Annotated in this window: 17 protein-coding genes and 1 tRNA gene; 11 read left to right on the top strand and 7 right to left on the bottom strand. The window is 60.0% G+C overall.

Annotated features, from left to right (window positions below):
- Positions 1–33: 33 nt before the first annotated feature.
- Positions 34–906, bottom strand: coding sequence for a hypothetical protein (locus DESTE_RS01340; protein ID WP_035064179.1), 873 nt, complete (start codon positions 904–906; stop codon positions 34–36).
- A gap of 155 nt (positions 907–1,061) precedes the next feature.
- Here DESTE_RS01340 and DESTE_RS01335 point away from each other — a divergent pair, with 155 nt between their 5' ends.
- Entirely contained in the window at positions 1,062–2,582 is a 1,521-nt protein-coding gene (locus tag DESTE_RS01335; RefSeq protein WP_035064177.1) for a radical SAM family protein, read from the top strand.
- 184 nt (positions 2,583–2,766) lie between these two features.
- Here DESTE_RS01335 and purM read toward each other — a convergent pair whose 3' ends face one another.
- Positions 2,767–3,819: a phosphoribosylformylglycinamidine cyclo-ligase gene (gene purM / locus DESTE_RS01330; RefSeq protein ID WP_035064174.1), complete on the bottom strand. Its 1,053-nt coding sequence runs from the start codon at positions 3,817–3,819 to the stop codon at positions 2,767–2,769.
- Positions 3,820–3,958: 139 nt separating this feature from the next.
- Here purM and DESTE_RS01325 point away from each other — a divergent pair, with 139 nt between their 5' ends.
- From DESTE_RS01325 to DESTE_RS01310, 4 genes are all read left to right on the top strand, one after another.
- Complete coding sequence (locus DESTE_RS01325) at positions 3,959–4,393, top strand: hypothetical protein (protein WP_245590682.1); 435 nt, start codon at positions 3,959–3,961, stop codon at positions 4,391–4,393.
- 106 nt (positions 4,394–4,499) lie between these two features.
- Positions 4,500–5,651, top strand: coding sequence for an AmmeMemoRadiSam system radical SAM enzyme (gene amrS / locus DESTE_RS01320; RefSeq protein ID WP_035064168.1), 1,152 nt, complete (start codon positions 4,500–4,502; stop codon positions 5,649–5,651).
- A complete protein-coding gene (locus DESTE_RS01315; protein ID WP_035064166.1) occupies positions 5,651–6,154 on the top strand; it encodes a cob(I)yrinic acid a,c-diamide adenosyltransferase in 504 nt (167 codons plus the stop codon). The genes amrS and DESTE_RS01315 overlap by 1 nt, the downstream gene beginning before the upstream one ends.
- A 441-nt stretch (positions 6,155–6,595) precedes the next feature.
- A complete protein-coding gene (locus DESTE_RS01310; protein ID WP_035064163.1) occupies positions 6,596–6,919 on the top strand; it encodes a hypothetical protein in 324 nt (107 codons plus the stop codon).
- 254 nt (positions 6,920–7,173) lie between these two features.
- Here the strand turns inward: DESTE_RS01310 and DESTE_RS01305 are convergent, their stop codons facing one another.
- The 3 genes from DESTE_RS01305 to DESTE_RS01295 form a co-directional block, all read right to left on the bottom strand.
- Entirely contained in the window at positions 7,174–8,634 is a 1,461-nt protein-coding gene (locus DESTE_RS01305; protein WP_035064161.1) for a 4Fe-4S binding protein, read from the bottom strand.
- Between the two features lie 340 nt (positions 8,635–8,974).
- Positions 8,975–9,193: a translation initiation factor IF-1 gene (infA, locus tag DESTE_RS01300; protein ID WP_012611350.1), complete on the bottom strand. Its 219-nt coding sequence runs from the start codon at positions 9,191–9,193 to the stop codon at positions 8,975–8,977.
- A gap of 97 nt (positions 9,194–9,290) precedes the next feature.
- Positions 9,291–9,557, bottom strand: a complete 267-nt coding sequence (locus DESTE_RS01295; RefSeq protein ID WP_007521357.1) for an RNA recognition motif domain-containing protein — start codon at positions 9,555–9,557, stop codon at positions 9,291–9,293.
- 616 nt (positions 9,558–10,173) lie between these two features.
- Between DESTE_RS01295 and DESTE_RS01290 the strand changes: the two genes are divergently transcribed.
- Positions 10,174–10,250: transfer RNA gene (locus tag DESTE_RS01290), tRNA-Pro, on the top strand.
- 27 nt (positions 10,251–10,277) lie between these two features.
- On the opposite strand, the gene DESTE_RS17395 is transcribed toward DESTE_RS01290, so the two are convergent.
- A complete protein-coding gene (locus DESTE_RS17395; protein WP_084559311.1) occupies positions 10,278–11,228 on the bottom strand; it encodes a LysR family transcriptional regulator in 951 nt (316 codons plus the stop codon).
- A gap of 405 nt (positions 11,229–11,633) precedes the next feature.
- On the opposite strand from DESTE_RS17395, the gene DESTE_RS01285 reads away from it, so the two are divergent.
- The 5 genes from DESTE_RS01285 (at position 11,634) to DESTE_RS01265 (ending at position 18,756) form a co-directional block, all read left to right on the top strand.
- The gene (locus DESTE_RS01285) at positions 11,634–12,584 is read left to right on the top strand and encodes a tripartite tricarboxylate transporter substrate binding protein (RefSeq protein ID WP_035064158.1); all 951 of its coding nucleotides are present in this window, start codon (positions 11,634–11,636) and stop codon (positions 12,582–12,584) included.
- 228 nt (positions 12,585–12,812) lie between these two features.
- Positions 12,813–14,351: a tripartite tricarboxylate transporter permease gene (locus DESTE_RS01280; protein ID WP_084559310.1), complete on the top strand. Its 1,539-nt coding sequence runs from the start codon at positions 12,813–12,815 to the stop codon at positions 14,349–14,351.
- Positions 14,341–14,808, top strand: coding sequence for a tripartite tricarboxylate transporter TctB family protein (locus DESTE_RS01275; protein ID WP_035064156.1), 468 nt, complete (start codon positions 14,341–14,343; stop codon positions 14,806–14,808). Before DESTE_RS01280 ends, DESTE_RS01275 begins: the two co-directional genes overlap by 11 nt.
- Positions 14,809–14,894: 86 nt before the next feature.
- Complete coding sequence (locus tag DESTE_RS01270; protein WP_245590681.1) at positions 14,895–16,049, top strand: tartrate dehydrogenase; 1,155 nt, start codon at positions 14,895–14,897, stop codon at positions 16,047–16,049.
- A gap of 1,132 nt (positions 16,050–17,181) precedes the next feature.
- A complete protein-coding gene (locus tag DESTE_RS01265; protein WP_051384256.1) occupies positions 17,182–18,756 on the top strand; it encodes a diguanylate cyclase in 1,575 nt (524 codons plus the stop codon).
- A gap of 193 nt (positions 18,757–18,949) precedes the next feature.
- On the opposite strand, the gene DESTE_RS17390 is transcribed toward DESTE_RS01265, so the two are convergent.
- A complete protein-coding gene (locus tag DESTE_RS17390; protein WP_084559307.1) occupies positions 18,950–19,357 on the bottom strand; it encodes a methyl-accepting chemotaxis protein in 408 nt (135 codons plus the stop codon).
- Between the last annotated feature and the right edge of the window lie 53 nt (positions 19,358–19,410).

The following is a 19,410-nucleotide window of genomic DNA, read 5'->3' as shown; positions in this document are numbered from 1 at the left end:
CTTGAACAACGGTTCGCCACGCTGTGCTCGCGGCTAGTCGTCCAGCTTGAGATCCGGCAGCCCCCCCTTGCCGCGCGAGGCACGGGCCTCGGCCCGGCGTTCGCGGGCTTCGCGGTAGGCGGCTTCATCGTCACCAAAGGAGAGCAGCCCCGTCCCTCCGGTGTCGGAAGAAAGGCGTGGGGCGGGTTGCGGTTCGTGGTCGTCGTGCCCACGGTCCCCACGGTCCCCACTGTCCCCACGGTCCCCACGGTCCCCACGGTCCCCACGGTCCGGGCCACCGAAGGCATCCAGCGAAGAGGCGTCCAACGCGGAGGTATCCAGACCAGCGGTCCTGCCGCGCGAAGCGCCCGACACGCCCTTTGCGGGGGAGGACAGGTCCAGGCTGGGCAGTTCCACCTCGTGCAGGTCTGCCGCGCGCGACACGCTGGCCGAGCCGCCATCGTGCATGCCGTCATATCTCAAGCCGGGCACGTCGGCAGGCTGACGGTCCACGAGTTCCACGGGTTCCTCGAAGTCCATGCCCAGGCCGCCCGGCAGGTCGGATTCCGCGTCCTCCTGCACCAGGCCGTACAGCGGATCGACGCCGGCACCGTAGCCCGCGTCGATGCGGGCATCCGGGCCGGTGCCGTACTGCACGTGGTACTGGCCCGCCGGTTCCTCGAAGGCGTCGCCCCCTGCATCCGCGTGAGGGGTGGGGGGCAGCCCGGCGACTACCGCGCGCTGGGCGCGGGCCAGTTCGTTGACCCTCGTCTCCAGCGTGCGCAGGCCGGAGGCCAGTGCCGCGTGCTCGTCGCGCATGCCGCGCGCAAGTTCTTCCATGCCGCGCAGCACGAAATAGAACATCACCAACAATCCCGCAAAGCACAGCAGGATGAACATCATGAACATGGTGGCGTTATCGAACATGGTTCCTTTTTCTCCCGGAAAAAAAAGGCGGCATTTCCCCGGCCACCGGCCAGCGGACCGGATATGCACTTGCCGGGGAACCCCGCTTGCAGTAACCATCCGGCACCTAGCACATCCCACGATGCACCACAATACATGAGAACAAAGGGCACCACATGGCCTCATCCAATATCCGCCCCCACCTTGTCGTTGCCGACGAACACGGCGAAATCTACGACCACCCGGACCTGCTGATGGTCTGTCGGCGCGGGCACGAATTCGCCCTGCCCCGCCCCGACGAACTGATGCCCCTGCCCGACGAGAGCGAACTGTTCCTGCTGCCGGGCCGCCGCGCCGTCGGGCTTGACCCGGAAACCGGCGAGGCCGTGGGCATGGACGAACTGGCCGTGGCCGCGTTCGCCGCGCCCGCGCACACCCTGACCGCACACCCCGCCTACGTCAGCGAAGCGGACGCCCCCACCCTGCCCCTGTTCGCTTACGGGGCAGTGGGCTTTGCCAACGGGCGCTTCTACGTCTGCGCCAAGCGGGTGGATGAATCCAACCGCCAGGTGTTCCGGGGCATCCACCGCAAGAAGGTGGAACAGACCGCCCGCGAACTGATGCGCCGCTACCCGGACAACCGGCTGATGCAGCACCTGACGGCCAAGTGCGCCCTTACCTATTCCTGCCCGGCCGCACGCAACCTGTGCCTTGGCCGGTACGAGGCCCCGCTGCCCGTCTCGCGCGCGTGCAATGCCCGCTGCGTGGGCTGCATCTCGCAGCAGGAGGCCGGGTCGCGCATTTGCGCCACGCCGCAGAACCGCATGGCCTTCACCCCCACGGCGGCGGAAATCGTGGAAGTGATGCGCCATCACGCCCGCAACGAAGTGACCGAGCCGGTCTTTTCCTTCGGGCAGGGCTGCGAGGGCGAACCGCTGACAGAGGCCCCGCTGATCGAGGAAGCGGTGCGCCTGTTCCGCGCCGAAGGCGGGCGCGGCACGGTGAACCTGAACTCCAACGCCTCGCTGCCGGACGCCGTGGACCGCATCGCCAAGGCGGGGCTTACCTCGCTGCGGGTCAGCCTGAACAGCGCCCGCGAAGCATCCTACAACCGTTACTACCGCCCGCACGGCTATACCCTGGCCGACGTGCGCGAAAGCATCGCCACCGCGCGGCGGAACGGGGTGTTCGTTTCGCTGAACCTGCTGTATTTCCCCGGCATCACCGACACCGAGCCGGAACTGGAAGCCCTGCTGGACATGATCCGCACCTGTGGGGTCAGCTTCATTCAGTTGCGCAACCTGAACATCGACCCGGAAATGTACCTGGAACTGCTGGAAGGCATCGAGTTCGGCCCCAACATGGGCCTGGTCAACTTCCGCAAACGGTTGCGCCGGGAATGCCCGTGGCTGGGTTTCGGCTATTTCAACCCCTACCTGGGTGACCGGGGGGACCTGAGTGAACGGGGCGTCCCCATGCCCGGTGAATGGCAGCCCACGCCGCTGGTCGACCTGCTGCGCGACGCGCCGGAGGCCCGGCCCGACGCGCGCGGCCCGGAAACGACGGAAGACCTGTCCGGTGTGGAAGACACCGAACCGGACGACGCCGACGAAGGCCTGCCCGAAGGTCACCTGGAAGCCGGTCCGCACGAGGGAGTTCCGGACGACGACGATCAGGCCTGCGGCTGCGAGGACTGATATACAGCCAGCCCCCATCATCCCAATGACACCGCAACGGGCCGGTACCACGAGGTTCCGGCCCGTTGCCATGCCATGCCATTACTGACAATCCCGGCCAGTACCGGTAAAAAAAACGGGGCCGCTCCCGAAGGAACGGCCCCGATGGCATGCAATGTAGTCGTGCAGTCAGGGACTGAAAGCCCTAGAAAGCCACCTGCACCTGCTCCGTCGTCTTGTCGCGGCGGCGGCCAATGCTGCCGATGCGCCAGGCCTGGGCATGCATGGCGTTGACGCGGCCCAGCACCTCGTCGCACACGTCGGGCGAAACGATCATTATGTAGCCGATGCCGCAGTTGAAGATCTGGAGCATTTCCGGCCAGGTCAGGTTGCCCTGGGCCAACAGCCAGTTGAACACCGGCGGCACGGTCCACGAGCCGAAATCGATGTGCGCTTCCACCGTGGCGGGCAGCACGCGGGGAATGTTGTCGTAGAAGCCGCCGCCTGTCACGTGCACCATGCCCTTGATGTCGAAGTCGCGCATCACCGAGCGCACGATGTCCACGTAGATGGCGGTGGGTTCCAGCAGCACCTCGGCCACGGTGCGGTCCGAGCCGGGCAGCGGATCGGCGCCGTTCAGGCCGCTTTGGGCCAGCACCTTGCGGGCCAGGCTGTATCCGTTGGAATGCAGGCCGGTGGAGGCAATGCCGATGATGGAATCGCCCACGCGGATGGACGAACCGTCCACGATGCGCGTGTTGTCCACAAGGCCCACGCAGAAGCCCGCCAGGTCGTATTCGCCGGGGGCGTACATTTCGGGCATTTCGGCGGTTTCACCGCCCAGCAGGGCGCAGCTTGCGCGGCGGCAGCCCTCGGCCACGCCGGAAATGACGCTGGCGGCCACGTCCACGTCCAGCTTGCCGGTGGCGAAATAGTCCAGGAAGAACAGCGGCCTGGCGCCCTGCACCAGAATGTCGTTGACGCTCATGGCCACCAGGTCGATGCCCACGGTATCATGCTTGCCGAACTGGAAGGCGCATTTCAGCTTGGTGCCCACGCCATCGGTGGAGGAAACAAGGACCGGTTCGTCCATCCCCGCGAGATCCGGCTTGAACAGGCCGCCGAAGCCGCCGATGTCGGATATCACACCATTGGTGTGCGTGCGGGCGACAATGGACTTGATGCGCGACACGAGGGCATTGCCGGCGTTGATATCCACCCCCGCATCGGTGTAGGCTTTGGAACGGTCCTCAGACATTAACGTAGGCTCCTTGAATCGGCTGGCTTCGGATTTTCCGGAAGCCCTTCATAGGCTTTTACCCCCCGAAGCGCAAGAGGAACACACCATGAAACCCTTGCTGGCACGGGCCTTATTCAATGGTATACTGGTACTGGGCATGCTGTCTACAGCGGTATTGCCGGACACTGCCTTTGCCCGCGAAGGCACGCCCGCACAGGCGGAACACCACACGCTCGTGGCGGCATCCGTGACCGGAACCAGCGACACGGGCGGCGGCATTCCCCCGCAACAGGAACGCCCGCGCAACGACACCTTCATGGGTACCGGCGGCGACCAGTCGTACATCGGGCGCGATCCGGACACCGGCGACCGGGTCATGGAATCCAAGGGACCGCCACGCCATCAGGACATGCCGCAACAGCAGGTGCCCATGATCATCGCGCCCGAGATCAACGTGAACGGCACCTGGGGCCAGCCCCAGGGCGGGAATAGTGGAAATTGGGGAAATGGCGGCAGCAGCGGAAGCGGGGGCGGCGTGATGCGGCCCACTCCCCTGCCCCCCGGCGGCATAGGGACGGGCAGGCGGCAATAGCAGACCGGCCTGTTGCTGTCGAAAGACCTTTGCCTGCACGCCCTGCGGGCCGACCCCCGTTCGCCTGCGCCCTTCGGGGCCACTCCATCCATCAAGGACCTTCGCCATGCTCGATGCACGCCTCTGGAAGCCCCTGCCACCGTCCGGCGACCTCGACGCCGCCGCATTGCCGGATGCGGACACGGCGCGCGTGCAGTGCCGCCTGTGCAGCCATTACTGCATCATTCCTGGGGGCGGCACGGGCCGCTGCGGGGTGCGGGTGAATCGGCCAGACATGCCCGAGCCAGACACGGCTAGGCCAGACACCTCTGGACTAGGCACCTCTGGACCAGGCGTTGCGCACGGGAATGTCCCCGTCGGCAGGCTGTTCACCCTGGTGGGCGACAACGTGGCCGCCGTGAACCTGGACCCGGTGGAAAAGAAACCGCTGTTCCACTTCATGCCCGGCACGCTTACCTGGTCCTTCGGCACCATGGGCTGCAACCTGGCGTGCAGCTTTTGCCAGAACTGGTCGCTGTCGCGCCCGCCCGCCGAAGAAGGCGTGGTGCGCGGCCAGCGCGTCACACCGGCCAAGCTGGTGGCCGAGGCCAAGGCCAGCGGGGCTGCGTCGGTGTCGTTCACCTATTCCGAGCCCACCATCTTTTTCGAACTGATGAGCGACACGGCGGACGCGGCCCGCGCCGCCGGGCTTGCCACCATCATGGTCTCCAACGGGTTCCAGTCGCCGGAATGCCTTGCCGAACTGGAACACCGCATCGACGCGGCCAACATCGACCTGAAGGCGTTCACCGAGCATTTCTACGCAAGCCAGTGCGGCGCGCGACTGAAGCCGGTGCTGCACACACTGCGCACCATCGCCCGCATGGGCTGGTGGCTGGAGGTGACCACCCTGCTGATCCCCGGCCTGAACGACGCCCCGGACGAACTGCGCGACATGGCCCGGTTCATCCGCGACGAACTGGGCCCGGACGTGCCGTGGCACCTTTCGCGCTTTCACCCGGCCTACCAACTGACCGACCGCCCCCCCACCCCGCCCGCCACGCTGGAGCGGGCCTGGGAAATCGGCCAGACGGAAGGATTGCGCTTCGTCTATCTTGGGAACATGCCGGGCCACCCCGCCGAATCTACTCACTGTCCCGCCTGCGGCGCACTGTTCGCCCGGCGCGAGGGCTTTCACACCCACCTGCCCGCCTCGTCGCGGTGCGCCCGTTGCGGGGCCGCCATGCCCGGGGTGGGCTGGGATACCCCGGAGAACTGATGCTGCTGATATACACCGGCAACGGCAAGGGAAAGACATCCGCCTGCGTGGGGCAGGCCATCCGCGCCCTGGGCCAGGGGCTGACCGTGGCCTTCGGCCAGTTCATGAAACGCCCCGGACAGGCGGGCGAGCAGGAAATGCTGCAACGGTTGCTGGGCGAACGCTTTCGCGCCGGGGGCAAGGGCTTTCTGCGCCGAGAGGAAGACCGCCCCGCCCACCGCAAGGCCGCGCAGGAACTGCTGCAATGGGCGGAAGACACCCTGCCCCAGGTGGACATGCTGGTGCTGGACGAAACGCTGTACGCCCTCGGCTACGACATCGTGACCCGCGAAGAGGTGGAACACCTTCTCGAACTGGCGGAACCGCAGGGCAGGCACCTGGTGCTGTCCGGGCGCGGCCTGCCCGACTGGCTGGCCGAGCGGGCCGATCTGGTTACCGAAATGAACGAGGTGAAGCACCCGTGGCAGAAGGGGGTGCAGGCGACCAAGGGCATCGAGTTCTAGGGGGCGGTCTCCGAATTGTCTTTTCGTCCGTTTGCTGACCGACCCGAAGGGCGCGAAGCGTGTCCGTTGGGCGAGCTTGCGAGCCCTACGGACATCGTGCGCAACGCGGTCAAACTTCGCCTGCCATGGCTCTGCCGTCCTTATCCGTAAGGTTCGCAAGCTCACCTGACGGCTAAGGCTCGGTCGAATACGTTAAGAGCGCGTTGCGGTCCTCATCCGTAATGCTCGAAGACTCGCATAACGGCTAGGGCACTCCCTCATGGCGGCTCGTTTTCCTTGCCAACGAACGAAAATCCTCATTTGGAGAAAAGCCCCCAGGGGGGCGGCGCTCCGGAACGGCACGACGACGCTGCGGCCCCGCGCAAATCATTGCGGCGCTGCCGTTCCATGCCTATATGTTGCCAAAGGGTATTGTATTTCCCGCAACACGAAGGAGGCACTATGGAACCCCTCGCCATGACCTCGTTCACCGGAGCTTCTGGCAAGGCCTACACCTTTGCGGTGTACCCGCTGGGCGCCACCCTGGCGGACTTCAGCGGGGTATTCATGTTCGCCCGCAAGCCTCAGGCGGTGCTGGACACGGGGTACAGCCCCCTGTTCATCGGGCACTCCGCCGAGTTGGGCAGCCACCTTGGCAGGCACGACAAGCGCGCTGCCGCGCTGGGCCAGGGCGCGGACTGCCTGTGCGTGCACCCCGCCGATGCGGAGGACAGCCCCGCCATTGCCGACGACCTTCTGAAGTCGCACCCCACCCCCTGCAACTGATGCGACGCGGCCAGCCGGAGGCCGCACCGTGACGCCGGGCATCGGTCCGGTTTCCGCTTCCGGCTTTGCAGACAACAAGCCCCCGCCAGCATCGCCAGCGGGGGCTTCGTCATTCGCAAGGACAAGGATGGCGCGGAGGGGAGTCGGCGCAGGCTCCCGCCCGACCTGATTCTCGGGCAGCATCGTCCCGCATTGCAGAACGCAATCAGCTCGCAGAGTTGCCAGCTCTCCACATGCAGCCGAACGGTTTCCGCCTATTCGGCCATGCGGCGCACGGCATCGAGAAAGCGCGAGCGCAGCGCATCCCCCATCAGCGCCCGTGTCACCGGGGCAAGCCGCAGAAAACCTCCCACCAGCCCGCGCATGAATTCCTGGGTGCGGCTGTTTGGGTTGTCGAACACAAGGTTTTGCAGGGTGCCGCGCTCCAGGCTTTGCAAAATGACCCGTTCGAAGCTGTCCGCCGGGTGCAGCACCTTGCGCTCGCGCGGGTGCAGCCACAACGCCCCGGTGGGACACTTCAGGGCGCAAGCCCCGCAGCCCAGACAATAGTCTTCGTCCACCAGACAGCGCCGGTCGCGCTTGCGGCCATCGGGCGGCACCGGCAACGACACCGCGTCGATGGGGCAGGCCCGTTCGCACAGGCCGCAGCCGTTGCACAGGCTGGCGTCGCACCGGGCGATGAACGACGAGGTGACCAGTATCCCGGTGTGCCCCCACTGGCGGATGCCTTGCATGAGGTTGCAGCAGCAGCCGCAGCAATGGCAGATGAACCCCACGCCCTGCTGCACGTTGTCGGCGGACAGGGTGAAGCCGAGGTCGCGCGAGCGGGCCAGGGTGTCGTGCATGGCCGCCTTGTCGATGCGCCGGGCAAAGCCGTGCCGGATCAGGTATTCCGCGCCGGTGCCCATGGAGGTGCAGGTTTCCATGTCCACGTCGCACTGCCGGGTGCCCAGATGGTGCTTTTCATGGCGGCACGAGCACAGCCCCACGGCAAAGGTGCGGTTCTGCTCCACCAGCGCGGCGGCGCGCTCGTAGTCCAGGATTTCCACATGATCGCCCAGAGTCTGCTGGTGCGGCAGAGCGCGCATGACCGAAACGCGCTGCCCGTCGCCAAAGTTGGCGTCCAGAAAGGCCCGGTCGCCGAACATGTAGTCGTGGAACAGTTCCGCCCAGCGCTTGCTGGGCAGCGCCCCACCGGTGCGCATCATGGTGAATTCGAAGATGCCGATGACGATGGGGCTGATCATGTACAGGCAGCTGTTGTCGGAATGATCGTGGGCCGGTGAAGCGGGAGAGCCGAGGGAGGAATGGCCGTGGGCGGACGGGGAGTGGGAGTGGTCGTGCGGATGTGCGCGATCCGTATAGGTATCATGCCCATGCCCGTCATGCCTGTCATGCCCGTGCGCCGATGCGGCATGACGCTCGGCGGATTCGGCAGCGTGGTCGCCATCCTCGCGGATGTCCAGCACCAGCCCCTTGTCGCACAGCCGGTCCAGCAACAGCTGCAACCGGACGCGGTCCATGCCGGTGACCCGTTCCAGCCGCCCGATGGACGACGGGCGGTATGGCATGCGCACCACCAGTTCCGCTTCTTCCGGGGTGTACAGTTCGCGCAGCATGGCGTGGAAGGCATCGTTCCACGGCGTGCGCACGGGGGTGTTGTCGATGGCGTGGCCGAGACGACGGTAGATGTCCCTGGCGGCGATGTGTCCCATGACGGCTCCGGAGAGAGTGCGAAAAACGGGAAAGCGCGGCGGACCGACGCCCCTAGCCACCGCAATGCCCCATGCCGACGGGGGTGTCAAAGGCATGGGGGGTGCGCAGGCAGCGGGACGGTTAATGATCTGGCGGGCACCTTGGGGACATCCGGCAGGGCGATCCGGCGAACCCAACGACCACGGCGACGTCACCGGGGCAACCGGAAGCCAGGGCACGTCACTTCTGTCCGCCGCCGGTCTGGCCTCCACATCTTCCGCAAACGAAAAGCCCCCACGGGCACGATGCCGGCAGGGGCCTTCAGGCTACGGGACACGGCGCGGGGCCGTGGCGGGCCGCCTAGCGTTCGCGGAAAACGATGCGGCCCTTGGTCAGGTCGTAGGGGGACATGGCGACACGCACCTTGTCACCGGGCAGGATGCGGATGCGGAACTTGCGCATCTTGCCGCACAGGTGGCTGAGTACGGTGTGGCCCGTTTCCAGTTCCACACGGAACAGCGTGCTGGGCAGGGCTTCCTGCACCACGCCCGCCACTTCGAAATAATCGTCCTTGGCCATGGGGTCTCCTCCTGCTTGTGGCGCGCACCGCGCCGAAAAGAAAGGGTCCCGCCCGAAATGGGCGGGACCCGGTCCAGACGATAGGGGGAGCGAAGACCTACCAGCGGGGCTGGCGGGGAGCGCGTTCCTGCGCTTCGTTCACCTTCAGGCTGCGGCCCTGGAAGTCGCGGCCATCAAGGGCTTCCATGGCGGCGCGGGCGCCGTCGTCGTCCATTTCCACGAAGCCGAAGCCACGGGGACGACCGGTTTCGCGGTCCATGATCAGGGCGACGGACTGCACTTCGCCGTGGTTGGAGAACAGGGCGCGCAGGTCGCTTTCGCTGCTGGAGAAGGGAAGGTTGCCGACGTAGAGCTTCTTGGACATGTGAAATACTCCGGAATTTTCTCAGGCTCTTCTTTTCATCTGTCCGGAGCTTTGCACATGCGAAGATCGAACGAGGGAAACAAGAACGCTGCCAATTGGTAAGGAGATGCGTAAATACGCACCTTGCCCCCTGTCGTCAAGCGGGCCGCACGCAAAATAATCCGCGGCTTCAGAAAAGTTTGCCGCAGGGACGAACAAATGCCAAAAAAAACTTTTGATTACATCGTGTTATGGAAATCAAACAATACAAGAATACTGCAAAAAAACAGGGAGGCAAATGATGGGCGAACGCGCACGAACGGGGACCGGATTGCCGCCCCCCTGCCGCCCCCCTATCGCACCCCTGTCGCGCCCTTGCCGCCCGACTTCATCCTGCCCTGTCCCAAGCATTGCCGGGGCCACATCCATGCCATGTCCCCCCATGTCGATATGGGCAGGGAAGCTGCCCCGTCCGCATCTCACCTGCCTCTGTTCTTCTCACCGCCCTCGTCTGCCACTCAGCCGCGGCATCACCGGTTCGTCTCGCCAATCTACCTCATCGCCATTTCCCCTTGCACCGCGACACGCTTTCGACTATCTGACCACCGTACGCCACGACACCACCGCCGTGGCCCACCGGAACGTAGCGCAGCCTGGTAGCGCACCTGCCTTGGGAGCAGGGGGTCGCTGGTTCGAATCCAGTCGTTCCGACCAAGTAAAACAATGGGCTGTGATCTTAGGTCACAGCCCATTTCTATTTGGGCCATACGGCGTCCAATGGCCGCAACATACGCATATGAAAGCCTTTATGTTGATACCAAGCACCTGTTTGAATATCCGTATCGGTTCACTGTCATTTTCATGAATCCGTTCTATCATGAAGTACGTAATGTCCTCCAATCCCGTATCCGTTTTAATTTCTTTCATTCGACCTTGTTGAAATTCATATTCCACACAGCAACGTGGCAGAATGGTCATCCCGGCATCCTCAAGCACCAAGTTCTTTATTGACTCCATGCTAGAGAGAATCGCCGGCTGCCGAAAAGATGAATACCACGCCTGCTTTTTAAGCCACCTCATAGCTATATCGTGAGCTTTTGTTCCTTTTTCACGAAGGATGAACGGCTGATTGGTAAAGTCTTCTCTGTCCAATTCTGAATTCCACATGGCATAGCGTGATGAGCTTATTGCGAGAACGCATGGCTCAACAAGGAGTGGCGCAAACCTGAGTTTTTCAAACCCAGGCGAACGCGGGGCAAACCCCATATCCACAAAAGCATTCTGAACCCATGTGGCAATGGAATATGCCGTACCAAAATGAAGTCTTATGTCTACATTAGGGTATTCTGAAATAATTGCATTCAGCGCTTTAGGCAAAAAATGAGCACCCATCACAGATGAAGCAGCGATGTTCAACGTGCCGCTTATTCCTTTTTCCTGCTCTGCCGCAGTTCCTTTTATTTCATCTATAATCTGAAACAATTCATTGGCCTTCTGGACAAGCCGCTTCCCCTCCGCGGTCAGGCGTATGTGCGCGCTTGACCTGACAATCAGCTGATATCCCAGTTCTTCCTCAAGAGATTGAATATGATGCGTCACTGTTGGCTGCGTTACGAACAGCTCTTGTGCAGCCCGCGTAAAACTCCCGGTGGAAGCGACCTTAAGGTACGTCCTGAGGCGTGAAATGTTCATGGCCAACTCCGTTCGTTTATCTCGATCCCCGCGCAAGCATTCCCCAAAAACCTTGTGACTGTCCAGCTTTCCAGAAACCAGACAAGCCCGGCACCCGCCGGGTCGCTTTTTATCATCAAGAATGAGGAAGCAGACAGCCACAAGGGGGCTTCCACTGCCCACTGGCGCCCGCAAAACATTCCCGTGGGCGGTTCGCCACCATCCTTGCAAAAACTTATCTGGAGTATGCGTTTTTTTGATTTGCCCAAAAAAACGCACGTGCCCTATGCTGGAATTCCAACCTCCAAATACGACGGCATGGACGTGAGGGGGCGAAGAAAATGCAACAATGGTTAGACAGCCGGTTTATCATCTGCTGTCGACACATGCGTCATTGAACGATCTTCACTATCAATGGAGGAAAGAATGAAACGTTTATTCTCAGTTGTATTTCTTTCATTTTTCATGATCGCAACGACACACGCTTTCGCAGCAGACCAATACCCCAAGGAAGAACCCATCAACTATCTGATCCCGTTCAGTCCCGGTGGAGAATCTGATATTTTTGCCAGAGCACAGCAACCTTACCTTGAAAAAGAACTGAAGCAAAAGATTCTCATTAGCTACAAAGTTGGAGCTGGTGGTGCTGTCGCCTGGAGTGAACTGGCCAACAGCAAACCTTCTGGCTATTACACGGCCGGATTCAACATACCGCACATCATCCTGCAACCTTTGCAGCGAAAGAACGCCGGCTATAAGACCAGCGACATCAAACCGGCCATGATATTCATGATTACTCCTTGCGCGCTGGTGGTACGAGCCGACAGCCCCTACAAAACCCTCGACGATCTCATCAAAGCCCAGAAGGAAAACCCAGGCAGCATCATCATCGGCGGGGTAGGCAACGCGACTGCGGGGCATATCGCAACCGTGCTGTTGAACAAGCACACTTCCGCCAAGTTCGCCTACATCCCCTTCCCCGGAACGGCAGACCTTCCCCCGGCGCTTTTGGGCAAGCACGTGACAGCCGTCATGGGCTTCACCACAACATCTGGACCATACCCCAATGACATGCGGGTGCTGGCGGTGGCTTCTGAAGAGCGTGCGCACAACATCGACGCGCCTACGTTCAAGGAGCTTGGATATGACATCATTGAAGGCTCTGTTCGCGGGCTTGCAGTCCCCCCGCAGACGCCAGACAATATCACGCAAATTCTTTACGAGGCATGCGCCAAGATAAACGCCGATCCTGATTTTTCCGCAAAGATGACGCCAATGGGTTTCACCCTGCTCGACATGAATCCACAGGAAAGCCAGAACTATATCAATCGAAAATTCGAAGAGTACAAGAACATCCTTGACGAGCTCAGCAAGTAGCAACAGCAAATATCAGCCTTGCATCCTGACTTTCACAAGACGACAACAAACTGTTCACCCTCTGCAATCATGTACAAATAACCTGGATAGTTCTGCGCACAGATGCATGCAAAGGGTGAACAGCTGAATAGATGATGCAGCAAGTGGACTATCGTCAAATTACTTCTGCGCCAATGGCTACAAAAACGATATGCCTACTATTCTATGTCAAGACAGAAGGAGGCAGAAATGGACATAATAGTAACCGCTTTCAGCAATGTTGTTACATTTCAAAATATGCTTTTCATGCTGATAGCATGCTTTCTGGGAATCATCGCCGGAGCCCTTCCTGGCTTTTCAGCAACCATGGCAGTTGCCTTACTGGTGCCATTCACATTTACCATGGATCCAATTCCGGCGCTTGTAACCATCGGCGCACTCTATTCCTCAACCATTTTTGGCGGCGCTTTCTCGGCGATACTGCTCAATACACCGGGCACGCCGTCTTCGATCGCCACGTGTTTTGATGGCTACCCCATGGCTCGGCAGGGGCGCGGCGAGGAGGCGCTGTACACGGCCTCTGTGGCGTCGAGTTTCGGGGGACTCATCGGCACCGCCATCCTGATCATGTTTGCACTGCCTCTCGCGCAGGTATCATTGAAATTCGGGCCCCCGGAATTCTTTTGGACCGCAGTCTTCGGCATGACCATCATCACCAGCCTGTCGGACAAATCCTTGATCAAAGGCGTGGCTGGCGGGCTTATCGGCGTAATGCTCAGCATGATCGGAATAGCCCCGATCGGCGGCGACATCCGCTTTACGCTCAACGTCGCGTCGCTACAGGGCGGAATGGAACTTGTTTCAGTTTTGATCGGCTTTTTCTGTATTCCCGAAGTATTCAACATGGCGGCCACCCCCAACCAGAAACTTGTCATCATGGGCAAGCTGAGCGGCAGTTCCCATGCATTGCGACAGGCCTGGAAGAACGTGACGCATCACATGGGCAACACCATGCGCTCATCCGTCCTTGGTGCACTGATAGGCATCCTTCCCGGTGCTGGCGGCAATATATCCAACATTGTCGCCTATAACGAGGCCAAACGCGCCGCAATGGATCCCGAAACCTTCGGCAATGGCAATGCACAGGGCATTGTAGCCACGGAATCAGCAAACAACGCTACTGTTGAAGGCGCCTTGGTTCCTCTTCTTGCCATGGGAATCCCCGGATCACCCCCCGCCGCCATCATCTTTGGCGCCCTGCTCATGCAAGGCATTACACCTGGCCCCGAACTTTTCAGTAAAAATGGCGACATTACCTACGCATTCATGCTTTCTTTCTTCTTCTGCAACATACTCATGGCCGTGCTCGGTATTTTTGCAGGGAAATTTATATTTCAAGTTGTCACAAAAACTCCTTCCCGCTACATGATCCCCGCCATCATGCTGCTTACAGTTGTTGGCTCCTATGCCATACGCAACAATGCTGCTGATGTGCTGATCATGTTCGGCAGCGGTCTTTTAGGCTATTGCCTGAAAGAGCTTGAATTCGACCCGGGGCCGATCGTGCTGGGTCTGATCCTTGGCCCGATCGCAGAGCGCGGCTTCGTGCAAGGCATAATCATGGGAGGGGCTGTCAGCCAGTCTGCCCCCTGGCTGATCTTCCTCACACGTCCAATCTGCATCGTGCTGGCGGCCTGCTGTGCGTTGTCGCTGTGCTGGCCCCTGATCAAAAAAGTCAGTTCCAAACTGCATACGGCAGGGAATGGAGAAAATTCTCATGCAAGTTAATACAAATACCGATGCGGTGGGCGGCGTTGCCGTTCTGGCCATCTCATCGTTTTTCTACTTCCAGCTGAATGACGACTTCACGCCCTTCGGTGCATTCTTTCCAGAAATCATCTTGCCCTTTCTTGCCTTCTTGGGCGTAATCCTTGTCATCAAGGGTGTATTGAAAAAAAAGGAAAGCAATAGGGTCATATTCAAGATAAACGACACCATGATGCTATCGATGGTAGTGGGCGCGGCATGGGCTCTTCTCTTGAATATCTTGGGATTTATTCTTGCCAGCTTCATAAGCATTTCAATCCTGATTATCAGGTATATCCCAAAAGAAAAACGGACATCATCTTGTATTTTAATGAATTGCCTGGGAACAATGGCATGCGTCATTGTATTCTACTTTGTCTTCTCAAGGTTGCTTGGCGTCACTCTTCCAGTGGGCCACGTATTTGATGGCATCATATAGGCACAACAAAGGATACCTGGCCATGCACCTGACATTGTCCGGATAAAGTTCATCCCGCCCAAGCATCGTCACCGACACCAGGCACAGTGCAGCTGCAAAATCAGCAAGTGCGCATTATCAATGCAATCACGTGGAAACAGGAAAAACAGGAGCGAGGTTTGGCCATGAAGGAGTACAGGGTCGCAGTCATCCCCGGCGACGGCATTGGACAGGAGGTGACGCCCGAAGGAGTGCGTGTGCTGGACGCGGTCAGCGAGGCCTGCGGAACGTACAAGATGCACTATGAATATTTCCCTTGGGGATGCGATTACTACCTGCAGCACGGTTTGATGATGCCCGAGAACGGCCTGGATATCTTGCGGCCTTTCGACGCCATCTACTTCGGCGCCGTGGGGTTGCCAAAGCAGGTTCCAGACCATGTCTCCCTGCATGGCCTGCTCATCAAGATCCGCCTCGGCTTCGACCAGTTCGTCTGCACCCGGCCAAGCCTTTTGCTGCCGGGCGTCAAAAGCCCCCTTGCGGACAAAAAATACGGGGACATAGACTTTGTTATCGTGCGTGAAAACACCGAAGGTGAATACTCCGGCGCTGGTGGCCGGTCCCACCCCGGCATGCCCTTTGAAGTAGCCATGGAGACGTCGGTCTTCACCAGGGTCGGGGTGGAGCGCATCATCCGCTACGCCTTCGAATTGGCGCGCACCCGCCGCAACCACCTCATCTGCGTAACAAAATCCAACGTCCAGCGACACACCATGACCCTATGGGATGAGTGCTTCGAACGCTTGGCGGGCGAATTCCCCGACGTACGCACCGAGCATATGCTCGTGGATGCCATGGCAGCCCGCCTTGTGCTCAAGCCCGAGTCCGTGGACGTGGCCGTGGCATCCAACATGTTCGGCGACATTCTCACGGACATCGGAGGCGCCATCAGCGGCAGCCTGGGACTCTCTCCCAGCGTGAACATCAACCCGGAGCGGAAGTTCCCCTCCATGTTCGAGCCCGTGCACGGCTCGGCCCCCGACATCATCGGCATGGGCATCGCAAACCCCATCGCCATGATCTGGACTGGAGCCCTCATGCTTGATTTTCTGGGACACAAACAAGAGGCCCAACGCATCGTCGGGGCCATCAAGGACGTTACCGCCGAAGGGAGGGTGCGCACCCCCGACCTTGGCGGCACGTCGAAGACAATGGAAGTCACGGACGAGATCATCACCAAAATCCGCTCGACAGGGCGTTAAGTCCGGCATGAGCGGTTGACGAACCCGAACTCTTCCAGGGGGGCCCTTTTGCGCGGCGGGCCACACAAAGACATCCGCAAGCGTAAAAAGGGCCTCCCCTCTCCTCAATAACCCTGACAAGGCCCAGCCAAACCGGGCCAACCCGTTGCAATATCACTGCCTGAAATAACACTTACCATCTTCAAGAGCATGGGGAGCAAATCCACTTCTCGGCGTTTAAAACAATAAACGACTTCATCGATCAAGAAGTTGAAAGCATTCCCGCCATATCGCAATGTATAAATCCAGATTTTAACGCAAACATAGAAATATTCAATTCAATTGATGCAGTTATGATATTTGGTGCTGCCATGTTACTTACGGCCCATCACGCAATCACCGACCCTCAAATATCGCACGATTCTTTCAATTCTCTGCGCACTAATGCGTCTTCTTAAACCACGCTTACATACAAATGTAACGACTTCACGCCGTATTTGACAATGCATCGATGATAATCTGACATGTCCGTCATGCTTTATGTTCTCAAAACAATACTTCCTACTTCTTCACACCATAGCTCGCATTTCAACTTACCACAGAATATCCTTTCATCACATCACATCACATCACATCCTCATTCAAATCTATATATGCATTCTTCATTGTATCGTAATTCTTCCAGATTCAATATACTGCATTCTAAAGACATCAATTACATAATCACACAACACAGTTATGTTCTATTCATTTTCTTGAAATTATGACAATCAACAAGCGCTATACAACCATCAATAAATACACATACAAAACGCATTCAATTACTCAACACATCTTCCACCAGCACACCAATCATACCACATCTCGACAGATACCCATATTAGCAAAACAGCAAATATTTATTCTACCAACAAACACACGCCTCCCTTCAATCCACCATAAAATAACAATATAGTCACAAAGCATTCCCCGATATACATCGCCACCCATCGAACCCGAGTGCATTCATGCATGTCCCCTCGGGCAAAGAGCCAGCGGCGGGCCAAGCGCTGCCGCCCCCTCATTTCGCATGGTATAATTCCCGCCGTGCCCCCTTGTGTATATCATGGGCCCATCCCGCCCCTCCAACGGGCCACGAACGCAGGAAGCGACCATGGCGACACTTTCCACCATCGAAGGAAAACTGCACGCGTACACCGCCGTGCTCATCATCCTTCCCGCGTGCGCCATGCTGATCGGCTACTACAGCTTCATGCGCAGCAGCAGCATCGCGGACACCTACGCCTACATCACCGAAGAAACGGACGCCCTGCACGTATCCATCGAACGTTGGCTCACCCACCGTATGGGCGACATCGCGCACGTGGCGAAATTGGCTGCCACAACCCGGGGCGACCAGGAGAAACTGCGAGAAATCGCCACGCTGTTCATGGAATCGCATGGTGATTTCAGCAATCTCGTGTTCATCGACGCCAAAGGCATCGTCACCGTCGACCCCAACGGATCAATGCGTATCGACGTGTCGGACAGGGCGTATTTCGCCAGTGCCAGAAGCGGCACGTCCACCATCACCACCATCTTCAACAACCGCGTCAGCAGTTCGAACGCCGTCATCGTAACCTGCCCCATCCGCGACACGGAGGGCACCTTTCTTGGCGTTGCTGCCGGCGCCATACGCATCGATACAATAGCACAAACGTTTTCCCTGTCGTTCTCCACGAAGGACTGGTCCCCGTTCCTGCTGCGAAACAAGGATCACATGCTGCTGGACAGTTCGAAGCCGGACACCATCATCATCACCCCGCCCGCCTCCAACGGGTTGCGCACGCCGCAGGTATACACCAACAACGACGGGGTGGACGTCATCGGCACCAGCCGCCTGATCACGGCGGGCGACTGGCTGCTGGTGCGCGAGACGCCGCTTTCCGAAATTCTCGGGCACATGCACAGGATGCTGCTGACACTCATGGGCACGTCGCTGGTGACGCTGGCGGTGCTTACCCCTTTCATGCTGCGTTTTGCCTCCGGCATCACCAAACCGGTCAAGGCCATGTCCGAAATGTCCACCCGCATGTTGTCGGGCGAATATGACACCACCTGCCAACACATCGACACCCGCAAGATGCCCGTGGAACTGGCCCGGCTGTACGACAACTTCTGCAGCATGGCCGCACGCACGGCCGCCTATCTGGAGCAGTTGCGGGTCTTCACGTCCACCGACATGCTCACCGGCCTCGCCAACCGGCGCAGCCTGGAGGAAGACGGCGCGCGCATCGCGGAAACCTGCCTGCGCGCAGGTACGGAATACGCCTGTCTGGTGCTGGACATCGACCGCTTCAAGTCCATCAACGACACGTACGGTCACCAGACCGGCGATGCCGCTCTGCGCAAACTGGGCGAGGTACTGCGCGAGCACGCCCGCAAGTCAGACTTTCTTGCACGCATGGGAGGCGAAGAATTCGTCATCATCGCGGCCAACACATCCATGGCCCAGGCCGAGCACCTTGCGGAAAGAGTGCGCACCGCCGTGCAACGGGCTACCGTGGTCCACGGCGACACCCGGTTTTCCATGACTGTCAGCATAGGCGTTGCCGGGTCGGGCGGCCCCGTCACGCTGGAAGAAATGATCGGCCAGGCCGACCGTGCGCTCTACCGGGCCAAGAACAATGGCCGCAACAGGGTGGAACTGTGGCAGGCCGACGACACGCCCAGCGCGGGGATACCCTGAACATGGATGGCGCGCGACTGACAGCCATTGCCAGCCCGAAAGAACGGCGGGCACCCGGCGTTATCCGCCAGATGCCCGCCAGCCCCCGCCTGCCAGCGCACCATGCCGTACGGGGGGGCGGCAGCCCGCCTACTTCATGTCCCCGATCAGGCGTGCAGTATCTGCCACTGTCGGGCCAGCTCCGACATGGCCATCAACGCCTGCCCCATGGCCTGCGAGGTCTCCGACGGCATGCCCGCCACCTGCTCACGGCGCGGTTGATTTCCTCGCTGGTGGAAGACTGCTGTTCCGACGCCGTGGCTATGGAACACACCGGGTCCGACGCCTGCTCCACCAGCCGCACGATCTGCCGCACGATCTGCCGCAACGCCTCACCCCCTTGGCCGCCAGGGGCATCGCATCCTTGATGGTCGGGAAGGCTGGTCCACGCTGTCCATGCTCTTGCGCGTTTCAGCCTGGATGTCGCGTATGGCGTCGCCCCTTCCCTGGTGGCCGTCATGGTCTTTTCCGCCATCTTGCGCACTTCGTCGGCCACGACGGCAACACCACGCCCCCCTTCACGCGCGCGGGCCGCCTCCATGGCGGCGTTCAGCACCAGCACGGCATCCGCAATGCTTCGCCTTCATGCACCCCGCCAAATGACAAGGGAGCACC

Source organism: Nitratidesulfovibrio termitidis HI1 (genome assembly GCF_000504305.1).
In the GTDB taxonomy this organism is placed as follows: Bacteria; Desulfobacterota; Desulfovibrionia; order Desulfovibrionales; family Desulfovibrionaceae; genus Cupidesulfovibrio; species Cupidesulfovibrio termitidis.
The sequence above is the reverse complement of the archived record's forward strand: the minus strand, read 5'-3'. Positions and strand labels throughout refer to the sequence as shown.